16 protein-coding genes are annotated in these 15,031 nt (G+C 71.0%); 7 read left to right on the forward strand and 9 right to left on the reverse strand.

The features are described from left to right. Positions 1–82 precede the first annotated feature (82 nt). A complete protein-coding gene (locus OG254_RS47125) occupies positions 83–637 on the reverse strand; it encodes a PaaI family thioesterase (RefSeq protein ID WP_405594098.1) in 555 nt (184 codons plus the stop codon). 105 nt (positions 638–742) lie between these two features. Beyond that, positions 743–1,042, reverse strand: a complete 300-nt coding sequence (locus OG254_RS47130) for a putative quinol monooxygenase (RefSeq protein WP_147996128.1) — start codon at positions 1,040–1,042, stop codon at positions 743–745. Between the two features lie 138 nt (positions 1,043–1,180). Between OG254_RS47130 and OG254_RS47135 the strand changes: the two genes are divergently transcribed. Next, positions 1,181–2,140: a GlxA family transcriptional regulator gene (locus OG254_RS47135; protein WP_405594100.1), complete on the forward strand. Its 960-nt coding sequence runs from the start codon at positions 1,181–1,183 to the stop codon at positions 2,138–2,140. A 28-nt stretch (positions 2,141–2,168) separates the two neighbouring features. Here OG254_RS47135 and OG254_RS47140 read toward each other — a convergent pair whose 3' ends face one another. Beyond that, positions 2,169–3,077, reverse strand: coding sequence for an SDR family oxidoreductase (locus tag OG254_RS47140; RefSeq protein WP_405594102.1), 909 nt, complete (start codon positions 3,075–3,077; stop codon positions 2,169–2,171). Between the two features lie 86 nt (positions 3,078–3,163). On the opposite strand from OG254_RS47140, the gene OG254_RS47145 reads away from it, so the two are divergent. After that, positions 3,164–3,730: a TetR/AcrR family transcriptional regulator gene (locus OG254_RS47145; protein WP_405594104.1), complete on the forward strand. Its 567-nt coding sequence runs from the start codon at positions 3,164–3,166 to the stop codon at positions 3,728–3,730. A 27-nt stretch (positions 3,731–3,757) separates the two neighbouring features. Here the strand turns inward: OG254_RS47145 and OG254_RS47150 are convergent, their stop codons facing one another. Next, positions 3,758–4,651, reverse strand: a complete 894-nt coding sequence (locus OG254_RS47150) for a YhjD/YihY/BrkB family envelope integrity protein (protein WP_405594106.1) — start codon at positions 4,649–4,651, stop codon at positions 3,758–3,760. Positions 4,652–4,902: 251 nt separating this feature from the next. After that, a complete protein-coding gene (locus OG254_RS47155) occupies positions 4,903–6,219 on the reverse strand; it encodes a chloride channel protein (RefSeq protein WP_405594108.1) in 1,317 nt (438 codons plus the stop codon). A 419-nt stretch (positions 6,220–6,638) separates the two neighbouring features. Between OG254_RS47155 and OG254_RS47160 the strand changes: the two genes are divergently transcribed. Beyond that, positions 6,639–7,433, forward strand: a complete 795-nt coding sequence (locus OG254_RS47160) for an SDR family NAD(P)-dependent oxidoreductase (RefSeq protein WP_405594110.1) — start codon at positions 6,639–6,641, stop codon at positions 7,431–7,433. 3 nt (positions 7,434–7,436) lie between these two features. On the opposite strand, the gene OG254_RS47165 is transcribed toward OG254_RS47160, so the two are convergent. The 3 genes from OG254_RS47165 to OG254_RS47175 all read right to left on the reverse strand — a co-directional run bounded on the left by OG254_RS47165 (position 7,437) and on the right by OG254_RS47175 (position 11,483). Next, positions 7,437–8,246, reverse strand: coding sequence for an alpha/beta fold hydrolase (locus OG254_RS47165; protein ID WP_405594112.1), 810 nt, complete (start codon positions 8,244–8,246; stop codon positions 7,437–7,439). Positions 8,247–8,305: 59 nt separating this feature from the next. Beyond that, positions 8,306–10,417 carry a SpoIIE family protein phosphatase gene (locus OG254_RS47170; protein ID WP_405594114.1) on the reverse strand — a complete coding sequence of 704 codons (2,112 nt, stop codon included), beginning with the start codon at positions 10,415–10,417 and terminating at the stop codon, positions 8,306–8,308. Positions 10,418–10,595: 178 nt separating this feature from the next. Beyond that, complete coding sequence (locus OG254_RS47175; protein ID WP_405594116.1) at positions 10,596–11,483, reverse strand: enoyl-CoA hydratase/isomerase family protein; 888 nt, start codon at positions 11,481–11,483, stop codon at positions 10,596–10,598. Positions 11,484–11,550: 67 nt separating this feature from the next. On the opposite strand from OG254_RS47175, the gene OG254_RS47180 reads away from it, so the two are divergent. Further along, positions 11,551–11,916, forward strand: a complete 366-nt coding sequence (locus OG254_RS47180) for a MerR family transcriptional regulator (RefSeq protein WP_147996138.1) — start codon at positions 11,551–11,553, stop codon at positions 11,914–11,916. A 34-nt stretch (positions 11,917–11,950) separates the two neighbouring features. On the opposite strand, the gene OG254_RS47185 is transcribed toward OG254_RS47180, so the two are convergent. Next, complete coding sequence (locus OG254_RS47185; RefSeq protein ID WP_405594118.1) at positions 11,951–12,754, reverse strand: SDR family NAD(P)-dependent oxidoreductase; 804 nt, start codon at positions 12,752–12,754, stop codon at positions 11,951–11,953. An 84-nt stretch (positions 12,755–12,838) separates the two neighbouring features. Between OG254_RS47185 and OG254_RS47190 the strand changes: the two genes are divergently transcribed. The 3 genes from OG254_RS47190 (at position 12,839) to OG254_RS47200 (ending at position 15,001) form a co-directional block, all read left to right on the forward strand. After that, positions 12,839–13,423 carry a TetR/AcrR family transcriptional regulator gene (locus OG254_RS47190; protein ID WP_405594121.1) on the forward strand — a complete coding sequence of 195 codons (585 nt, stop codon included), beginning with the start codon at positions 12,839–12,841 and terminating at the stop codon, positions 13,421–13,423. A gap of 238 nt (positions 13,424–13,661) precedes the next feature. Then, positions 13,662–14,225, forward strand: a complete 564-nt coding sequence (locus OG254_RS47195) for a nucleoside deaminase (protein WP_405594123.1) — start codon at positions 13,662–13,664, stop codon at positions 14,223–14,225. Between the two features lie 41 nt (positions 14,226–14,266). Next, complete coding sequence (locus tag OG254_RS47200; protein ID WP_405594125.1) at positions 14,267–15,001, forward strand: DUF1275 family protein; 735 nt, start codon at positions 14,267–14,269, stop codon at positions 14,999–15,001. Positions 15,002–15,031 lie beyond the last annotated feature (30 nt).

Raw genomic sequence — 15,031 nt, forward strand, 5'->3', positions numbered from 1 at the left:
GACGGCTCAGCAGATGGGCGCGGTACTTTCGAGCACCGCCGCCCGGGTGCCGTCCCGGCGGTTCACGCCGTTCAGGGTGCCCTCAGCCCGCGCCGGGCAGAGCGAGCACCGCGCAGGTGGCCGTTCCGTGCGCGTACAGCCTGCCGTCCACCGCTCCGACGAGCCGGGCCTCAGCCGTCGCGGTCGTGCGGCCGACGTGCACGGCCTTGCCCTCGCAGCGCAGCGTGGGCGTGGTGTCGAGCACCGGACGGACCAGGTGCACACCGAGCTGGACGGTGGTGTAGGCGCGGCCGGCCGGCAGGGCGGTGAGTACGGCCGTGCCGAGCGCGGAGTCGAGAAGGGTCGCCATGTAACCCCCGTGGACCGTGCCCATGGGGTTGTAGAGGTGTTCCCCCGGCTCGCCCTCGAAGACGGCCTGCCCCTCCTCGGCCGACACCAGGCGGAAGCCGAGGGTCCCGCAGATCGGAGCTTCGGGCAGACGTCCGTCCAGACCCATGCGGACCAGCTCGATGCCCGTATGGGCACCGGCGTCCGCGTAGCTCGTCGGAGGCTGCCAGGTGTGGGTACGTGAGCGGGATCCGGCGGGGTGTGTCTCGTCGCCGGTCGCGCGGCGGTCCTGTGTTGCGGGCTGTGTCATGGTCTGTCTTTCTTTCTTCGGCAGGCCCGTGCGGGGCCGTGGTCGAAGGGGGGAGGGGCGCCGGGCGGCAGCGCAGGTCACCCGCGCTGCCGCCCGGCGGTCGGATCAGGGAAGCTTGACCGCCAGGAGGTCGACCGGCCGGATGTCCGGTGCCTCACTGAGCATGGTCTCGGCGGCCTCCATCAGCGCCGCCGCGATCCTGCCCTGGAGGTGGCCCTGACGCCCCTGCTCGTCCTCGAAGGTGTCGAAGACCCCGAAGGTGGTGTCGCCCTGTCGGAACGCGAACCAGGTGACGGTGTGGTCCTCCTGCCGCGCCAGTTGCACGGCGTCCCGCAGCAGGGCCTCCACCTTCTCCGCGTACTCCGGCTTGGCCTCGATCCGGGCCAGCAGTCCCAGCTTCGTCATGGCGCACTCCTTGCTGTGGTCATCGGTGAACGTGCGGTGCCGGCCTTGCACCGGTTGGCGTTCGGACACCTCAGAACCTAGGTCGCCCCACCGACCTCGCCCAGTGTCGGAAACGACGCGTCTGATATCGTTTCCGTCATGCATGTGGCCGTACTGGCATACGACGGTGTCTTCGACTCCGGGCTCTCCGCCCTGCTCGACGTGCTCGAGGGGGCGAACGCCATGCGCGAGGAACTCCCCCAGCCCCCGCCCGCCTGGCAGGTGTCCACGATCGGCTTCCGCCGGCGGGTCCGTACGGGAGCGGGGCATGTGGTCGAGACCCTCCCCGTCGGCACGGCGAAGGACGCGGACCTGCTGCTGGTGCCCGCGCTGGCCGAACGGCGGCCCGACGCCCTCATCGCGCATGTCTCGGGCCCGGACGCCGCACCCGTACGGCGCCTGGTGGCCGCGACACGCGATCGCCGCACCCCCGTCGCGTCCGCCTGCACCGGCACGTTCCTGCTCGCCGAGTCGGGAGTCCTCGACGGGCGCCGGGCCACCACGAGTTGGTGGCTCGCACCGTACTTCCGCAAGCGCTACCCGGCGGTCACGGTCGACGAGAGCCGCATGGTCACCAGCTCCGAGGGCGTGACCACGGCCGGAGCGGCGTTCGGGCATGTCGACCTCGCGCTCGCGATCGTACGGATGAGCAGCCCGGCCCTCGCGGACCTGGTCGCGCGCTACCTCGTCGTCGACGAGCGCCCGTCGCAGGCGGCGTACACGATCTCCTCGGCCCTCGCGCAGAGCGACCCCACCCTGGCGGCCTTCGAGCGCTGGGCCCGGGTGCATCTGGACCAGTCGATCTCGATCGCCGACGCGGCACGGGCCATCGGCGTCAGCGAGCGCACCCTCCAGCGCGCCGTGCGCCGCACGCTCGGCACCTCACCCGTGCGCTTCGTCCAGGACCTGCGCGTCGAGCAGGCCTCCCACCTGCTGCGGACCACGGACCTGCCGGTGGAGGTCATCGCCCGCAAGGTCGGCTACGAGCACGCCAACACCCTCCGCGTCCTGCTCCGCGAGCGCACCGGTGAGACGGTGAGTTCGCTGCGGGGGCGATGACCTCGTCCGCCACGTCATCGGCGGCGGCCTAGCCGTTGAAGTAGTGCCCCTTTGCCAGGTCTTCGAGCAGGCCGGGCCGGGTCGGCCGCCAGTCCAGCATCTCCCGTGTCAGGGCGCTCGACGCCGGCGCGTCGACTCCGAGGAACGTGCTCAGCCAGGTGAAGTGCCCGGCAGCGGCCTCCTGGGACACGGAGGTCACCGGTACATCGAGGTGACGGCCGATCACTTCGGCGACGTCGTGGAGCGCGATGCCTTCCTCATCGACGCCGTGCAGCACGGATCCCGCGGGCGCCTTCTCGACCGCCAGGCGGAACAGCAGTGCGGCGTCGAGGCGGTGGACGGCCGCCCAGCGGTTGGTGCCGTCGCCGAGATAGCCCGAGACCCCCTGGGCCCGGGCGATGCCGACCAGGGTCGCCATGAACCCGATGTCCCCTTCGCCGTGGCAGGTCGGAGCCAGTCGCACCACCGACGAGCGCACGCCACGTGAGGCGAGCGCCAGAGCCGCCGCGGCGGTGGCCGCGCGGACGGACGTCGGTGACCCGTCGATCGTGGGCAGGTCCCGCTCGGTCGACACCTGCCCCGGCTTCAGCCCGACCAGGCCGGAGGCGAGGACGAAGGGGCGGTCCGTGCCGGCCAGCGCGTCGCCGAAGGTGTCGACGGCACGGCGGTCGGCCTCCGCGGCGCCCTGGTAGTCGCCGGTGAAGGCGAGGTCGTGCTTGAAGGCGAGGTGCACCACCCCGTCCGAAGCGGCGGCGGTCGCGCCGAGGACGTCGAGGTCGTCCACGGTGCCGCGGACCACCTCGGCCCCGGCGGCGTTGAGGGCATCGGCGGAGGCGGCCGAGCGGGCCAGCCCCACCACCTGGTGCCCCGCGTCGATGAGTTCGGGCACGAGGGCGGAGCCGATCCAGCCGGACGCGCCGGTCACGAAGATACGCATGGGAGAGTCCCCCAACTGTTGATGTCAGTGACTGTCATCGACGCTAACACCTGATGGCAGTCACTGTCATCACGTAGGATCTGCGCATGGGTAGATGGGAGCCGAACGCACGCGAACGCCTGGCGACAGCGGCGTTGGAGCTCTACAGCGAGCGGGGCTACGAACAGACCACCGTGGCGGAGATCGCCAAGCGGGCGGGTCTCACCGAGCGCACCTACTTCCGGCACTACGCCGACAAGCGCGAAGTGCTGTTCGACGGCACCGGCGGGCTCCAGGACCTGTTCGTGAACGCCGTCGCCGAGGCTCCCGCGTCCGCGGCGCCGATCGACGCGGTGGCGGCCGGGCTCGACGCCGTGGCCACGGTGTTCGTCGACCGCGGCGAACACTCCCGAAAGCGCCAGGCCGTCATCGTGGCGAACGCGGAACTCCAGGAGCGCGAACTCATCAAGCTCGCCTCACTGTCGGCCGCGCTCGCCGACGCCCTGCGCCGGCGCGGCGTGCAGGAGCCGGCCGCGAGCCTGACCGCCGAAGCCGGGATCGCCGTCTTCAAGATCGGCTTCGAGCGATGGGTCGCGGCGACCGGGGAAGGCACCCTGGCGGAGGCGATGCGGGAATCCCTGAAGCAGCTCAAAGCCCTGACGGCGGGCGGCTAGCCGGCGGCCGGCCGGACGACGGCACGGTCAGGACTCGACGTGATCGGCGTCGCCGGGAGGTGACGTCGCGGTGCCGAGGCGGTGCCTGAGGAACGGCTCCTGGGACAGTACGGCGCCCATGCTGAGGCCGACGGTGACGGCGACGCACACCACGATCAGCCAGGACAGCAGGACGAACACCGAACCGGCGGAACCGTAGTCGCCCAGTGCCCGGTTGAGCGCGCGCGGCATGTAGAAGTGCGCGGTCACGGACAGGGCGCTGACCGCGAACGCCGTGATGACGGCGCCCGGCAGAAGGGGCGACCAGCGGATGACGCCGCCCAGCAGCAGATGCTGGGTCCACCACCACATGGCCACCTGGATGACGAAGATGACCGGAGTGCCGAACTCCGTTCCCCATCCGAACCCGTTGTGCAGCAGTCCTTGCAGGACCAGCGCGCCGAGCCACAGGATGATCCACGCCAGCCAGCGCCACGGGGCGACCTTCGCCTCCGTCCGGGGCACCTGCCAGGCCCGTTTGCACAGCCGCTGCACCGCGCGGCTCACCGCGGTGGCCGACAGCAGCACCATCAGCGCGCCCACCAGGCCGGTCGCCTGGCGCAGATCGTCGGTCGGCGGCTGAAACGCGTGCTCCAACTGGGCCTTCGACTCCCCCGTCAGCCCGAAAACGGTGGTGACCGAGGTGATGACCTGGTCCTGCACCGCCTCCGGTGCGTACGCGCCGAGCACGAACAGCAGGGGAACGGCGGTCAGGAAGCACTGCGCCGCGATGCGGGTGGCGGAGTCGAAGACGTTCACGGACACCAGTCGGTCGACGAGTCCCGTGATCACCGGAAAGCGGGTCTCCAGGCGGGCGTGGAGGGCATGCAGCCACGCCGTCAGTCGCTGGGTACGGTCACGCCACCACGACGCGCGCAGCACGGACCGGATCCGTGGACGGGTGTGGGCTTCGCGTGCAGCTCGGTCGGGTCTGCCCGACGGCGCACCTGAGCCGGACTCCTCGCCCGCACCCCCGCGGTTCATCAGAGGCGGGTGCGCGCGGCCCCGGGGCAGAGTGCCGGGACCCCCGCCGCCGACGGCACCCCTGCCGAACTCTCCATCGAGCCGCTCCTTCCCACCTCAAGAGTGCGCGAGGAACCCGACCATGGCACTCCCGGCCGGGAGGGGAGGGGTCAGGCGTGCTCGGAGTCCCGGTCGGGCGGCGGCTGGGCCGGCTTGCCCGGCACGGGTACGGCACGGCCGGGCGGCAGCAGCTGGACCGTCACGAAAGCCACCACGGCCGACAGGATCACCACGGGAGTCATCGCGGCGCTCCCCATGACCAGGACGACCAGCAACGCACTGCTCACGGGCAGCCGCAGCGCGGCGGCTGCAGCGGCCGCCATGCCCGCCGCCATGCCGGGCACGACCCCCAACCCGGGCAACGGCGCGAGCAGCACGCCCGCCGCGGCCCCGAGGAAGAGCGAGGGGAAGATGGGGCCACCGCGCAGACTGCCCAGACACAGCGCGTACGCCGTCGCCTTGAACAGCAGTACGGCGATCAGCGCACCGACGCCCCAGGAGTGGGGGTTCTGGGCCAACTGGCCCAGCGTGGCCTGCCCGGACGACGCCACGTCCGCCGGCGACCGGTCGGTGACCAGCGTGTACACCGCCGCGCACGCCCCGGCGGCCAGCGCGCAGGCCGTCGTACGCGCGATCGTCCGCTTCGAGACGAACAGCGCGGTCAGGCGCCCGGTGTTCATGATCACGTGCAGCGCGAACCCGATCGCGACGGCCATCAGAACGGACCAGAGCACGTCCCCGGCGTCCAGCCGGGGCGTCGGCACACCCAACTTCACCGACAGACTGCCCGTCGAGAGGCCGGTCCAGCGGCCGAACCCGGTGAACACGAGCGAGCCGATCCCGCTGGCCAGCAGCGCCGGCAGCATGACGGCGAACAACTGCGGGCCGCCCACTCCGGCCACCTCGATGAGGATCACCGCTCCGACCAGCGGATTGCCGAAGATCACGGGAAGCGCCGAAGCGGCACCGGCCGCCGCGAGGAGCGGGGTGCTCCGCGGCGTCACCGGGGCGCGCACCAGATGGGCGAAGAGCAGGGCCAGGCCGCTGCCGAGCGCGATCAACGGGGCTTCGGGGCCGAGCGTGGCCCCGAGCGGCAGACTGGCGAAGGCCGCGAGAAGGACACCCGGCAGGGCGGACGCGCCCTGCCCCGGAGCGTGCAGACCAACGGCCGGAATATGGCCGCCGGCTCCCGGCAGGTGCTTGACCACGAGAGCGACGGCGATGCCGGCGACCGCCAGCAGCGGCAGCGGCCACCACCAGGGAGGGGTGTCCCACCCCAGCTCCGAGGGCAGGTCGGACCACAGGGCGTGCTCGAGTTCGTGGATCGCGGCCAGGAACCAGAACGCGAGCAGGGCGACCGGGACACCGATCAGCGCGGAGAATAGGAGCGCCTTCTGGTAGGCCGGGGTGCGGAGCAGTTCACGCAACCGGTCGGCCTCTTCCGGCTGCGTATGGGTAGCCGGCGCAGCCGCAGACCCCGCATCAGGCACGAGCCCGTTCCTCCCGTGTCCGTCGCCGTCCCGAGGAGGCTCTCCATGGGCCCCACGCCCCCGTCTCCTGGTGCATGGCCACTCCTCAAGGGCGGTGTCGGGCCCGGTCGTTTACCTGGCCGGGCGTCGATCGCCCGTGGCGCTGCCGGAGGCACAGCGTCCTCGGACATTGCAGCACTGGGCCCGGCCCCTTGCATGTTCGCGAAGTGCGTTCGGACCCGGACAGCAGCGCTCGCCAGTTGAGCGCGTGCGGTTGATTACGGCGTCTGCATGTAGCACGCGTATGCATCTGGTCTCCCGGGTACCCAAGAAGCACATCCACCCGCGCCATCAGCACGCGAAAGGGGCTGCGAGGCATGCAGATCGACCTGAAGGGGCGCACCGCGCTGGTCACCGGATCCACCCAGGGCATCGGCGCGGCGATCGCCGTCGGCCTTGCCCGCGCGGGTGCCCGCGTGGGGGTGAACGGCCGGAGTCCCGAGCGTGTGGAGCAGAGTGTCGCGGCACTGGCCAAGGAGGTGCCGGGCGTCGAGTGGGTGCCCGTGGCGGCGGACGTGACCACACAGGAAGGCGCGGACCAGGTAGCCGAGATGCTCCCAAACGTGGACATCCTCGTTAACAACCTCGGCATCTTCGGCGCCGCCGACCCCTTGGAGATCAGCGACGAGGAGTGGCGCCGCTACTTCGAGGTGAACGTGCTGTCGGCCGTACGGCTGACGCGGCTGTTCCTTCCGGGCATGACCGAGCGGGGCTGGGGCCGGGTGCAGTACATCGCGAGCGACTCGGCGATCGTCACCCCGGCCGAGATGATCCATTACGGCATGTCCAAGACGGCGATCCTGGCGGTCAGCCGGGGCTTCGCCAAGCAGGCCGCCGGCACGGGCGTCACGGTGAACTCGGTCATCGCCGGGCCCACCCACACGGGCGGGGTGGAGGACTTCGTCTACGAACTGGTGGACCGCAGCCTGCCCTGGGACGAGGCCCAGCGCGCCTTCATGCGTCGGCACCGGCCGCAGAGCCTGCTGCAACGGCTGATCGAACCGGAGGAGATCGCGCACATGGTGGTCTACCTCAGCTCCGACCAGGCCTCCGCCACCACCGGCGGAGCGCTGCGCGTCGACGGCGGATACGTCGACTCGATCCTGCCGTGACGGTCAGGCCGGGGTGCCGCTCTCGGGGGCCGCACCCTGGTAGCGCCGTATGGGAAACATCGTGGGGATCGGTTCATTGGCGAGGAAGTCGAGGATGATCCGGTTGACGTCCGCGGGCTTCTCCATCAGCAGCGCGTGAGACGTTCCGGGTACGACGGCCAGCTCGGATCCGGGGATCGCGCGGTACAGGGCAATCGTGTGCTCGAGCGTGATCAGGTCGTCGTCCCCGACCAGGACCAGCGTCGGCGTGCTGATGCGGCCCAGATCCTCCAACGGGATGACCGGCTCGGTGCGGAACATCTCGACCATCTTGCCCACGACGACCGGCCAGTGGGCCGCACCGTCGGGTGACACCGCTTCGTACATCTCCCGGAACACAGCCATGTCGGGAGCGTCCGGCGTCAGCTGTTCGAGCATCTCGGGCGCCGCACCGCTCTGCGGGTTCGGGAGGAAGTTGGCGCCCATGGCCACGACCTTCCTGACCAGGTCGGGACGGGCGACGGCGACGAGCAGGGCGACGACACCGCCGTCGCTCCATCCGACGAGATGAGCGGGACCGTCCACGACCGACTCGATGAAGGCGACGGTGTCGTCGGCCATGTCCCGGTACGACAGCGGTCCGTCGACGTCGGGCGTACGCCCGTGCCCGCGACGCTCGGGAAGCAGCACACGCAAGCGCGCCGCGAACTCGGCGCGTTGAGCCCCCCACGTCTCGTTCGTGCAGAAGCCGCCGTGGAGGAGCAGCAACGGGTCACCGGCACCGTCCGTCTCGTACCACGTCCTGACGCCGGGGAGCTCCACGTAGTCACCCATCGTTCCCGACCTTTCAGAGGGGCCGCCCTCCGGTACCGGTCTCCGCCCTCGGCGCTCGCTCAGGGCTCGGCGAGACGGTTGGGCTGGAGCAGGAGCAGGGCGATGTCGTCGGTGTGCTGGTTGGTGCGCCGGCTGTGGTGCACGAGGCTGTCCGCGAGTTGGTGCAGGGGCAGGTCGCCCGACTCGCCGAGGTGGTGTGCGAGGTCGGCGATGGTCCGGGTGATGTCGGTGCCGGGGTCCTCGACGAGTCCGTCGGTGTAGAGGGCGAGGAGCGTCTCCGGCGGCAGGGGCAGGGTCGTGAGGGGATAGGAGGGAGTGCCGAAGCCTAGGCCGAGTGGCGGGCCCGGATGGATGTCGACGGTATGGGCGCGGTTGTCGGGGTGCCTCAGAAGTGGGGGCGGGTGCCCGGCGCTGGCCAGGGACACCTGGTGGCGGGCGAGGTCGAGGTGGGCGTAGAGGCAGGAGACGAAACGGCCGGCGTTCAGGTCGGCGAGGTCACGGTCGGTACGCGCGAGGACCTGGTCGGGAGTTGCTCCGGCCGTGGCGTGGGAGTGCACGGCCATACGGACCTGACCCATGAGGGCGGCCGCCACCATGTCGTGGCCCTGCACGTCTCCGATGACCGCTGCGGCAGTGGTGCTGTCGAGGCGGATCAGGTCGTAGAAGTCGCCGCCGATGTTCATGCCCTGGCCGGCCGGGAGGTAGCGGGCGGCGACCTCGAGTCCGGTGACGGTGGGCAGAGCGTGCGGCAGGAGGGTCTGCTGGAGGGCGAGCGCGAGGCCGTGTTTGGCGTCATAGAGACGTGCCCGGTCCAGCGCCTGGGCGATGAGACCGGCCAGGGGCGTGAGGATGGAGCGCTCGGCGACCGTGAACGTGTGGGGGTGGTTGTAGGCGAGCAGGAGACAGCCGATGGGGCGTCCGGAGCTGAGCAGCGGCAGGAACGCCCACGCCTGCTTGTCGCTGAGCTGCGGCGCCCGGGGGTAAAGGCGGGCCAGTTCGCTGCGGTCGGCGAAGAACGAGGACGTGCCGTTGGCCAGGACGCGGCCCGCCGGCGTCAGGTCGGCGTCCGCGGACAGGCCGTCGAACTGGTCGATGATGGCGGGCTCGTAGCCGCGGTACCCGATGATCCGGATACGGCCCGCGTCGGCGGTGGACATGATCATGCCGTGGGCGCCGAAGACGGGCAGGATCTGGTCGGCGACCAGATCGACGACGTCCTGGACACCGACGGTTTCGGTCAGTGCGGCGGCCAGACCCATCAGGAGATGGATACGGCTGTCCGGCGGAGCGCCGGTGGAGGCCGACGGCATACCGATGGGCTTGGCCGAGTGGTCCGGGGTGACGAGGATGCTGGTCCCGCTGTCGTCCGTGTGGATACGCAGGTCGAGCCACTGGTCCGGTGGGCGCAGCACGGTCAGCGCGAGAGGCTCACGGCTGCTCATCGCGACGCGGTACGCGTCCATGTACGCGATGTTGTCCAGCCAGGGCAGCGACTGCCACGGCTGGGTTCCCAGCAGTTTCTCCAGGGGGCTGCCCAGCAGACTCGCGGCGGCGGTGTTGACGTAGGTGATACGCCCCGCGAGATCGAGGGCGAGGGTGCCGACGGGCAGGCGTTCCACCAGTTTGGCCGCCGAGTCCGCGGACTGTGGGCTCGGCTGCGTGTGGCGGGGCGCGACGAAGCGGGGACGTTCCGGAATGACGGGAGGGAAGGCCGCGGCGTTGAGCACTCGGGTGATCCGCCGGGCGCTGGAGGCCATGCGTCCGCGTTCACGCGTGCTGAGGCGGGGGGAGCGGTCGGGGGCCCACAGCAGCAGGAGCGTGCCCCGGCAGTGGCGGACCCCTCTGAGCGGGACGAGTGCGAACGCGAGTTCATAGGGGATGCTCGCCGCGACGCGCGGGTAGTTGCGGGACAGCTCTTCCAGGGAGCTCACCCAGACGATGCGGCCGCCCCGCACCGAGTCCTGCGCGGGACCGTGGGCCGCATAGGCGGTTCGCCACCATGGTGCGAAGACGTCGATCGGTATCCCGCACAGCGCGACCAGACCCAGGACCGCTTCGGTCGGGTCCAGTACGTAGACGCCCCCGTACCTGGCACCGGTGCGGTGCACCGCCGCAGCCAACGCCTCACTGAGCGGATCAGCTGCGCCTGGCGTCTCACCGGCCCCGGTCATGTGGCGCAACACCTAACGCCCATATCAAGAACGCTAAGCCCGAGCGGGGGCGAAAGCATGTGGATCAGGCGCCGCGCGGGTCTTCCGGCGGGAGCGTCTCCGCCCGGCGCGACGGGGCGCGACCGACCCGGCCGCATCCTTGCTTGAGCGGCCGGGTGCTGGTGCTGGGCGGCAGGGCTCAGGCCAGGCGGTCCAGTGACACCTCCAGGTCGAGTTCGCCCTCGCGGGTTTGGGCGCCGGCCGCCACCGCGGCCCGCATGCGCTCGATGACGGCATCCGGCGCCGGGTAGACCCCGCCGAGGGCCTTGCTCTCCTCGCCGAGCCCCTCCAGCAGGCCCCCGCCGACGACCGCGGCCCCGACCGCCGCCTTCGCCGCGGCGATCTGTTCCGGACGCAGCGCCGCGATGCGCAGGGCGAGGGCGTCGACGAAGGCGTCGAGCTCCTCCGCCGGGAGGGCGCGGTTGATCCAGCCGTAGCGCTCGGCTGTCTCGGCGTCGAAGAGGTTTCCGCCGAGGATCACCTCCAGCGCCCTGGCACGGCCCACCAGCGGGGGCAGCAGCTGGGTGCCGCCGCCTCCGGGGATGATGCCCATCCGGGTCTCGGGCTGGGCGAGCCAGGTCCGCCCCCTGGCCCCGAAACGCATGTCCAGTGCCATCGCCAGCTCGTTGCCGCCGCCCCGAAGGCGCCCCGCGAGCTTGGCGATCGTGACCTGCGGCAGCGCGCGCAGGCGCAGCATCAGCTTCTGCATCGGGTTGATCAGGGACTCGTCGCCGCCGGTCCCGGCGTCCGGGTTGGCCAGGTCCGCGAAGGTCTCGGGCTGGAGCATGAAGCCCAGATCGACATGGGCGACGAAGAAGTCCGGGTCGGCGCTCTGCACCACGATCACCCGCACGCCCTCGTCGTCGCGGACGGCCCCGACGAAGTCGTGGAGCTCGTTGATGAGCGTCGTGTCGAGCATGTTGACCGGCGGATTGTCGAGCGTCACATGAGCCACGCCCGCGTCGACTGCCACCCGCAGTGCCTTGTAGTCGGCGTACGGCATTTCGTCCTTCTCTCGATGAAGCATCTGGCCACAGGCCTGTTCATCCGTCACGCTAAAAGCTGACGTTGACGTGAGAGGCAAGGGAAATGTGATGCGCATCGGTGAGCTCGCCGTCAGGACGGGTGTGAGCGTGCGAGCGCTGCGCTACTACGAGGAGCAGCACCTGCTCGCCTCCGAACGCAGCGCCGGCGGGCAGCGCCACTACGCGGTCGGCGCGGTCGACCGCGTCCTGCTGATCCAGCAGTTGTACGCGGCGGGACTGCCGAGCAGGTCGATCGTGGAACTGCTGCCGTGCGTCGTGACCGGCGAGGTGACGCCGGAACTCCTCGAACGGCTGTCGGCGGAGCGGGACCGTATCAACGACCGGATCGGCTCCCTGGTGGACACCCGGGACAGGCTGGACACCCTCATCACGACGGCCACCAAGACGTTCAGTACGGGCCGGCCCTGCCCCTGACGAGCGTGCGATCACGCCGCCGTTCCCGCGCACCTCACGCCCCCTCGGCGGTGAGCCGGCCGATGGCCCGGATGACCTGCCGTCGGGTGGCCAGCCGACGGGCGAGGAACGCCATGATCCGGTTCAGACGTCCCGCGATGACGCTGGGCGGCGGGTTCCTGCGGTCCAGGGCGGCCAGCGCGGTGCGGACGACGTCGACGGGTGAGGCGAGCTTGGTCCCTCCGGCGGCCTGCGTGGTGCCCGCGACGTCGAAGAACTCGGTCCGGGTGGCGCCGGGGGAGAGGGCCAGCACCCGCAGACCGGAGCCGCGCGACTCCTCCCACAGTGCCTCGGTGAGGCTGAGCACGAACGCCTTGGTCGCCCCGTAGAGAGCCATGCGCGGGTTGGGCTGGTACGCGGCCATGCTCGCCACGTTGACCAGCACCCCGCGCCCCGCCGCGCGCAGTTGCTCGATGAAGGCGCGGCTGATGTCGGCCACCGCGGTCACGTCGACGGCGATCTCTCGGCGCAGCCGTTCCGGATCGGCCTGGTGGAAGGAGCCGAAGGTGGCGAATCCGGCATTGTTGATCACGCTCGTGACGTGCAGTCCGAGCCCTGCCACCCGCGCGGCCAGCGCCTGCCCGGGGTTGTCCGTGGCCAGGTCCATCTCCACCACGTGGACCTCGATCTTGTGGTGGTCGCGCAGTTCGGCGGCCAGTTCCTCCAGGCGGTCCCTGCGGCGGGCGACCAGCACGAGGTCGGAACCGCGGGTGGCGAGCTGGCGCGCGAACTCGGCGCCGAGGCCGGCGCTGGCGCCGGTGATGAGAGTGGTCTGACCGTGGTAGTCGACGGCTGACATGGCATGCCCTTCTTTCAGTCGATGCCTAGCTGGCAGTTAATGCCAAGTAGGCGGTCGCTGTCCAGTGGGGGTAGCCTGACGCCCATGACGACGTTGTGGGACCGCTCGCGGCAGGTGGCGGTCGAGGCGATCCTGGACACCGCGGTCCGCCTGTTCACCGAGCAGGGCTACGAGCGGACGACGATCGCGCAGATCGCGCGCGAGGCGGGGATCTCGCAGCGCTCCCTGTTCCGCTACTTCGGCACCAAGGAGGACCTGGTCTGTGGCGACCAGGAGGCGCTGGGCGAGCTGCTGAGGCGGACCGTCGAACAGCAGCCGGCCGAGGTCTCCGCCTGGGACGCCCTGCGCGCGGGATTCGAGGTCGCCCTGACGGCCAGTCACACCCCCGAGCGGGTCCTGGAGCTGTCCCGCCTCATTTTCGACACCCCCTCGCTGCGCGCCCGCTACATCGAGAAGCGACTGCGCTGGCAGGCCGAACTCGTCCCGGTCGTCCAGGCCCGGCTGGATCCCGGCCATGGCGACGCCTCCGACCCGCGGGCCAGGGCGATCGTCGCGACGGTCTTCGCCTGCGTCGACACGGCGACCGAGCTCTGGGCCCGCCATGACGGACAACTCGACCTGGCGGACCTCTACGACCAGTGCCTCGCGGCGGTGCGGGGCACCGACTGAGGCGCGCACCGCCAAGCAGGCCCTCGGAACCGTCCGTCGCGCATTCCCTGGCCATGGGGTGCATTGGCGGGAAGCTCACTGGACACCATCAGTGATGATCCGGCTACCTTACGGAGCCGCGGTGTCAGTTTCGGTGTCAGGTGAGGAGAAACGCATGGACTCGGGCAGGCGTCAGTTCCTTGGCAGGTGCGGAGCGGTGCTGACGGGAGTCGCGGCGCCACTCGCACTCCCTCAGGACTTGCTCCAGGAGAGTCACGCCCGCCCGGACCTCGCCGCCGAGGCGAGCGCCGCGACGGACCCGGGGACGGGCGCTTCGCACGAGCGGTTCATGTGGCTGGCCATCGAGCAGGCCCGCAGGAACCCCGAGTGGCCGTTCGGCGCGGTGATCGTCGACACCCGCACCGGCGAGGTCCTGGGGAGCGGGGTCAACACCGGGGATGACAGCCCGCTGCTGCACGGCGAGGTGGTCGCCATGAACGACTACGTACGTCGACAGGGCAACCAGGGCTGGGCCGACACCACCCTCTATACGACCGGTGAGCCCTGCTCGATGTGCATGAGCGCCATGGCGTGGGCGAATCTGCGGCGCGTCGTCTGGGCCAGCTCGATCGACGACATCCGCCGCACCGGGGTCATCCAGATCGACCTGACCGCGCGTCAGGTGGCCGCCTCCGCACGGTCCTTCTACACGCCGGTGCTGCTCCTCGGCGGAGTGCTGGCGGACCACACGAACCACCTCTTCCGAGAGGCCCAACGACTGCGCGAGAGTCTCCCGGACGCGTCCGGCGTCCAGTACAGGTAGACGCAACCGGCGCCCCACACGGAAAGTTATGCTCGGGCACTGTGAGTGATCAGCTGGGCGGACAAGCCAGAGAGCACCCGGTGCCACCGCCCACGGAACCGGTGACGGCCCTGCATCTCGCCGTCGTCCTCCTGGTGGCGGCGTCCGGAGCCGTGGAAACCATCTCCTTCATCGCGTTGGACCATGTCTTCGCCGGAGTCATGACCAGCAACCTGGCCCTGCTCGGGATGGCGATCGGCCGGGGGCAGGCAACGGGCGTGACGGCCACGGTGCTGGCGTTGACCGGCTTCGCTCTGGGCGCGGCCGTGACCGCCCGGCTCACCCGTCGGCGCGAGGACATGCTCACACGCTGGGCGCCGCCGGTGATGTTCTGCCTGGCCGGAGAGGCCGTCGTGCTGGCCGTGGGCGCCGGGACCTGGGCCGCCATGGGCGGAGCGCCGGGGCGAACGGCGCGGGACGCCCTGCAGTTCGGTGCCGCGGCGGCGATGGGCATCCAGTCGGCGGCCATGGTGGCGGCAGGCCGGGCGGCGTCACCGACCACCTATCTGACCGGCACGCTGGCCACGTACATCGTGAAGGGTGTGGGAGGGGGCCGCCGGGATCGCTGGGTGCCTGTTCAGCTGGCGGCCCTGATGGCGGGAGCGGGGGCGTCCATGGCGGTGCTGCGGGCGGCCCCGCGCTGGACAGGCGTGCTTCCGGTGGTGCTGGTGGTGTGCGCCATCCTGGCCGCCGGCATGCCGGTGATCCGGATGCGGCGCAGCTCGGCAGGCCGTTGACGGCCGGCCGCGCCAGCCGAGGGGGCATGC

The organism is Streptomyces sp. NBC_01092, assembly GCF_045039535.1.
Lineage (GTDB): Bacteria > Actinomycetota > Actinomycetes > Streptomycetales > Streptomycetaceae > Streptomyces.

Coding starts and splice junctions, on each gene's coding strand:
- OG254_RS47125 (WP_405594098.1), bottom strand. CDS start 637: ATGACACAGCCCGCAACACAGGACCGCCGCGCGACCGGCGACGAGACA.
- OG254_RS47130 (WP_147996128.1), bottom strand. CDS start 1,042: ATGACGAAGCTGGGACTGCTGGCCCGGATCGAGGCCAAGCCGGAGTAC.
- OG254_RS47135 (WP_405594100.1), top strand. CDS start 1,181: ATGCATGTGGCCGTACTGGCATACGACGGTGTCTTCGACTCCGGGCTC.
- OG254_RS47140 (WP_405594102.1), bottom strand. CDS start 3,077: ATGCGTATCTTCGTGACCGGCGCGTCCGGCTGGATCGGCTCCGCCCTC.
- OG254_RS47145 (WP_405594104.1), top strand. CDS start 3,164: ATGGGTAGATGGGAGCCGAACGCACGCGAACGCCTGGCGACAGCGGCG.
- OG254_RS47160 (WP_405594110.1), top strand. CDS start 6,639: ATGCAGATCGACCTGAAGGGGCGCACCGCGCTGGTCACCGGATCCACC.
- OG254_RS47165 (WP_405594112.1), bottom strand. CDS start 8,246: ATGGGTGACTACGTGGAGCTCCCCGGCGTCAGGACGTGGTACGAGACG.
- OG254_RS47170 (WP_405594114.1), bottom strand. CDS start 10,417: ATGACCGGGGCCGGTGAGACGCCAGGCGCAGCTGATCCGCTCAGTGAG.
- OG254_RS47175 (WP_405594116.1), bottom strand. CDS start 11,483: ATGCTTCATCGAGAGAAGGACGAAATGCCGTACGCCGACTACAAGGCA.
- OG254_RS47180 (WP_147996138.1), top strand. CDS start 11,551: ATGCGCATCGGTGAGCTCGCCGTCAGGACGGGTGTGAGCGTGCGAGCG.
- OG254_RS47185 (WP_405594118.1), bottom strand. CDS start 12,754: ATGTCAGCCGTCGACTACCACGGTCAGACCACTCTCATCACCGGCGCC.
- OG254_RS47190 (WP_405594121.1), top strand. CDS start 12,839: ATGACGACGTTGTGGGACCGCTCGCGGCAGGTGGCGGTCGAGGCGATC.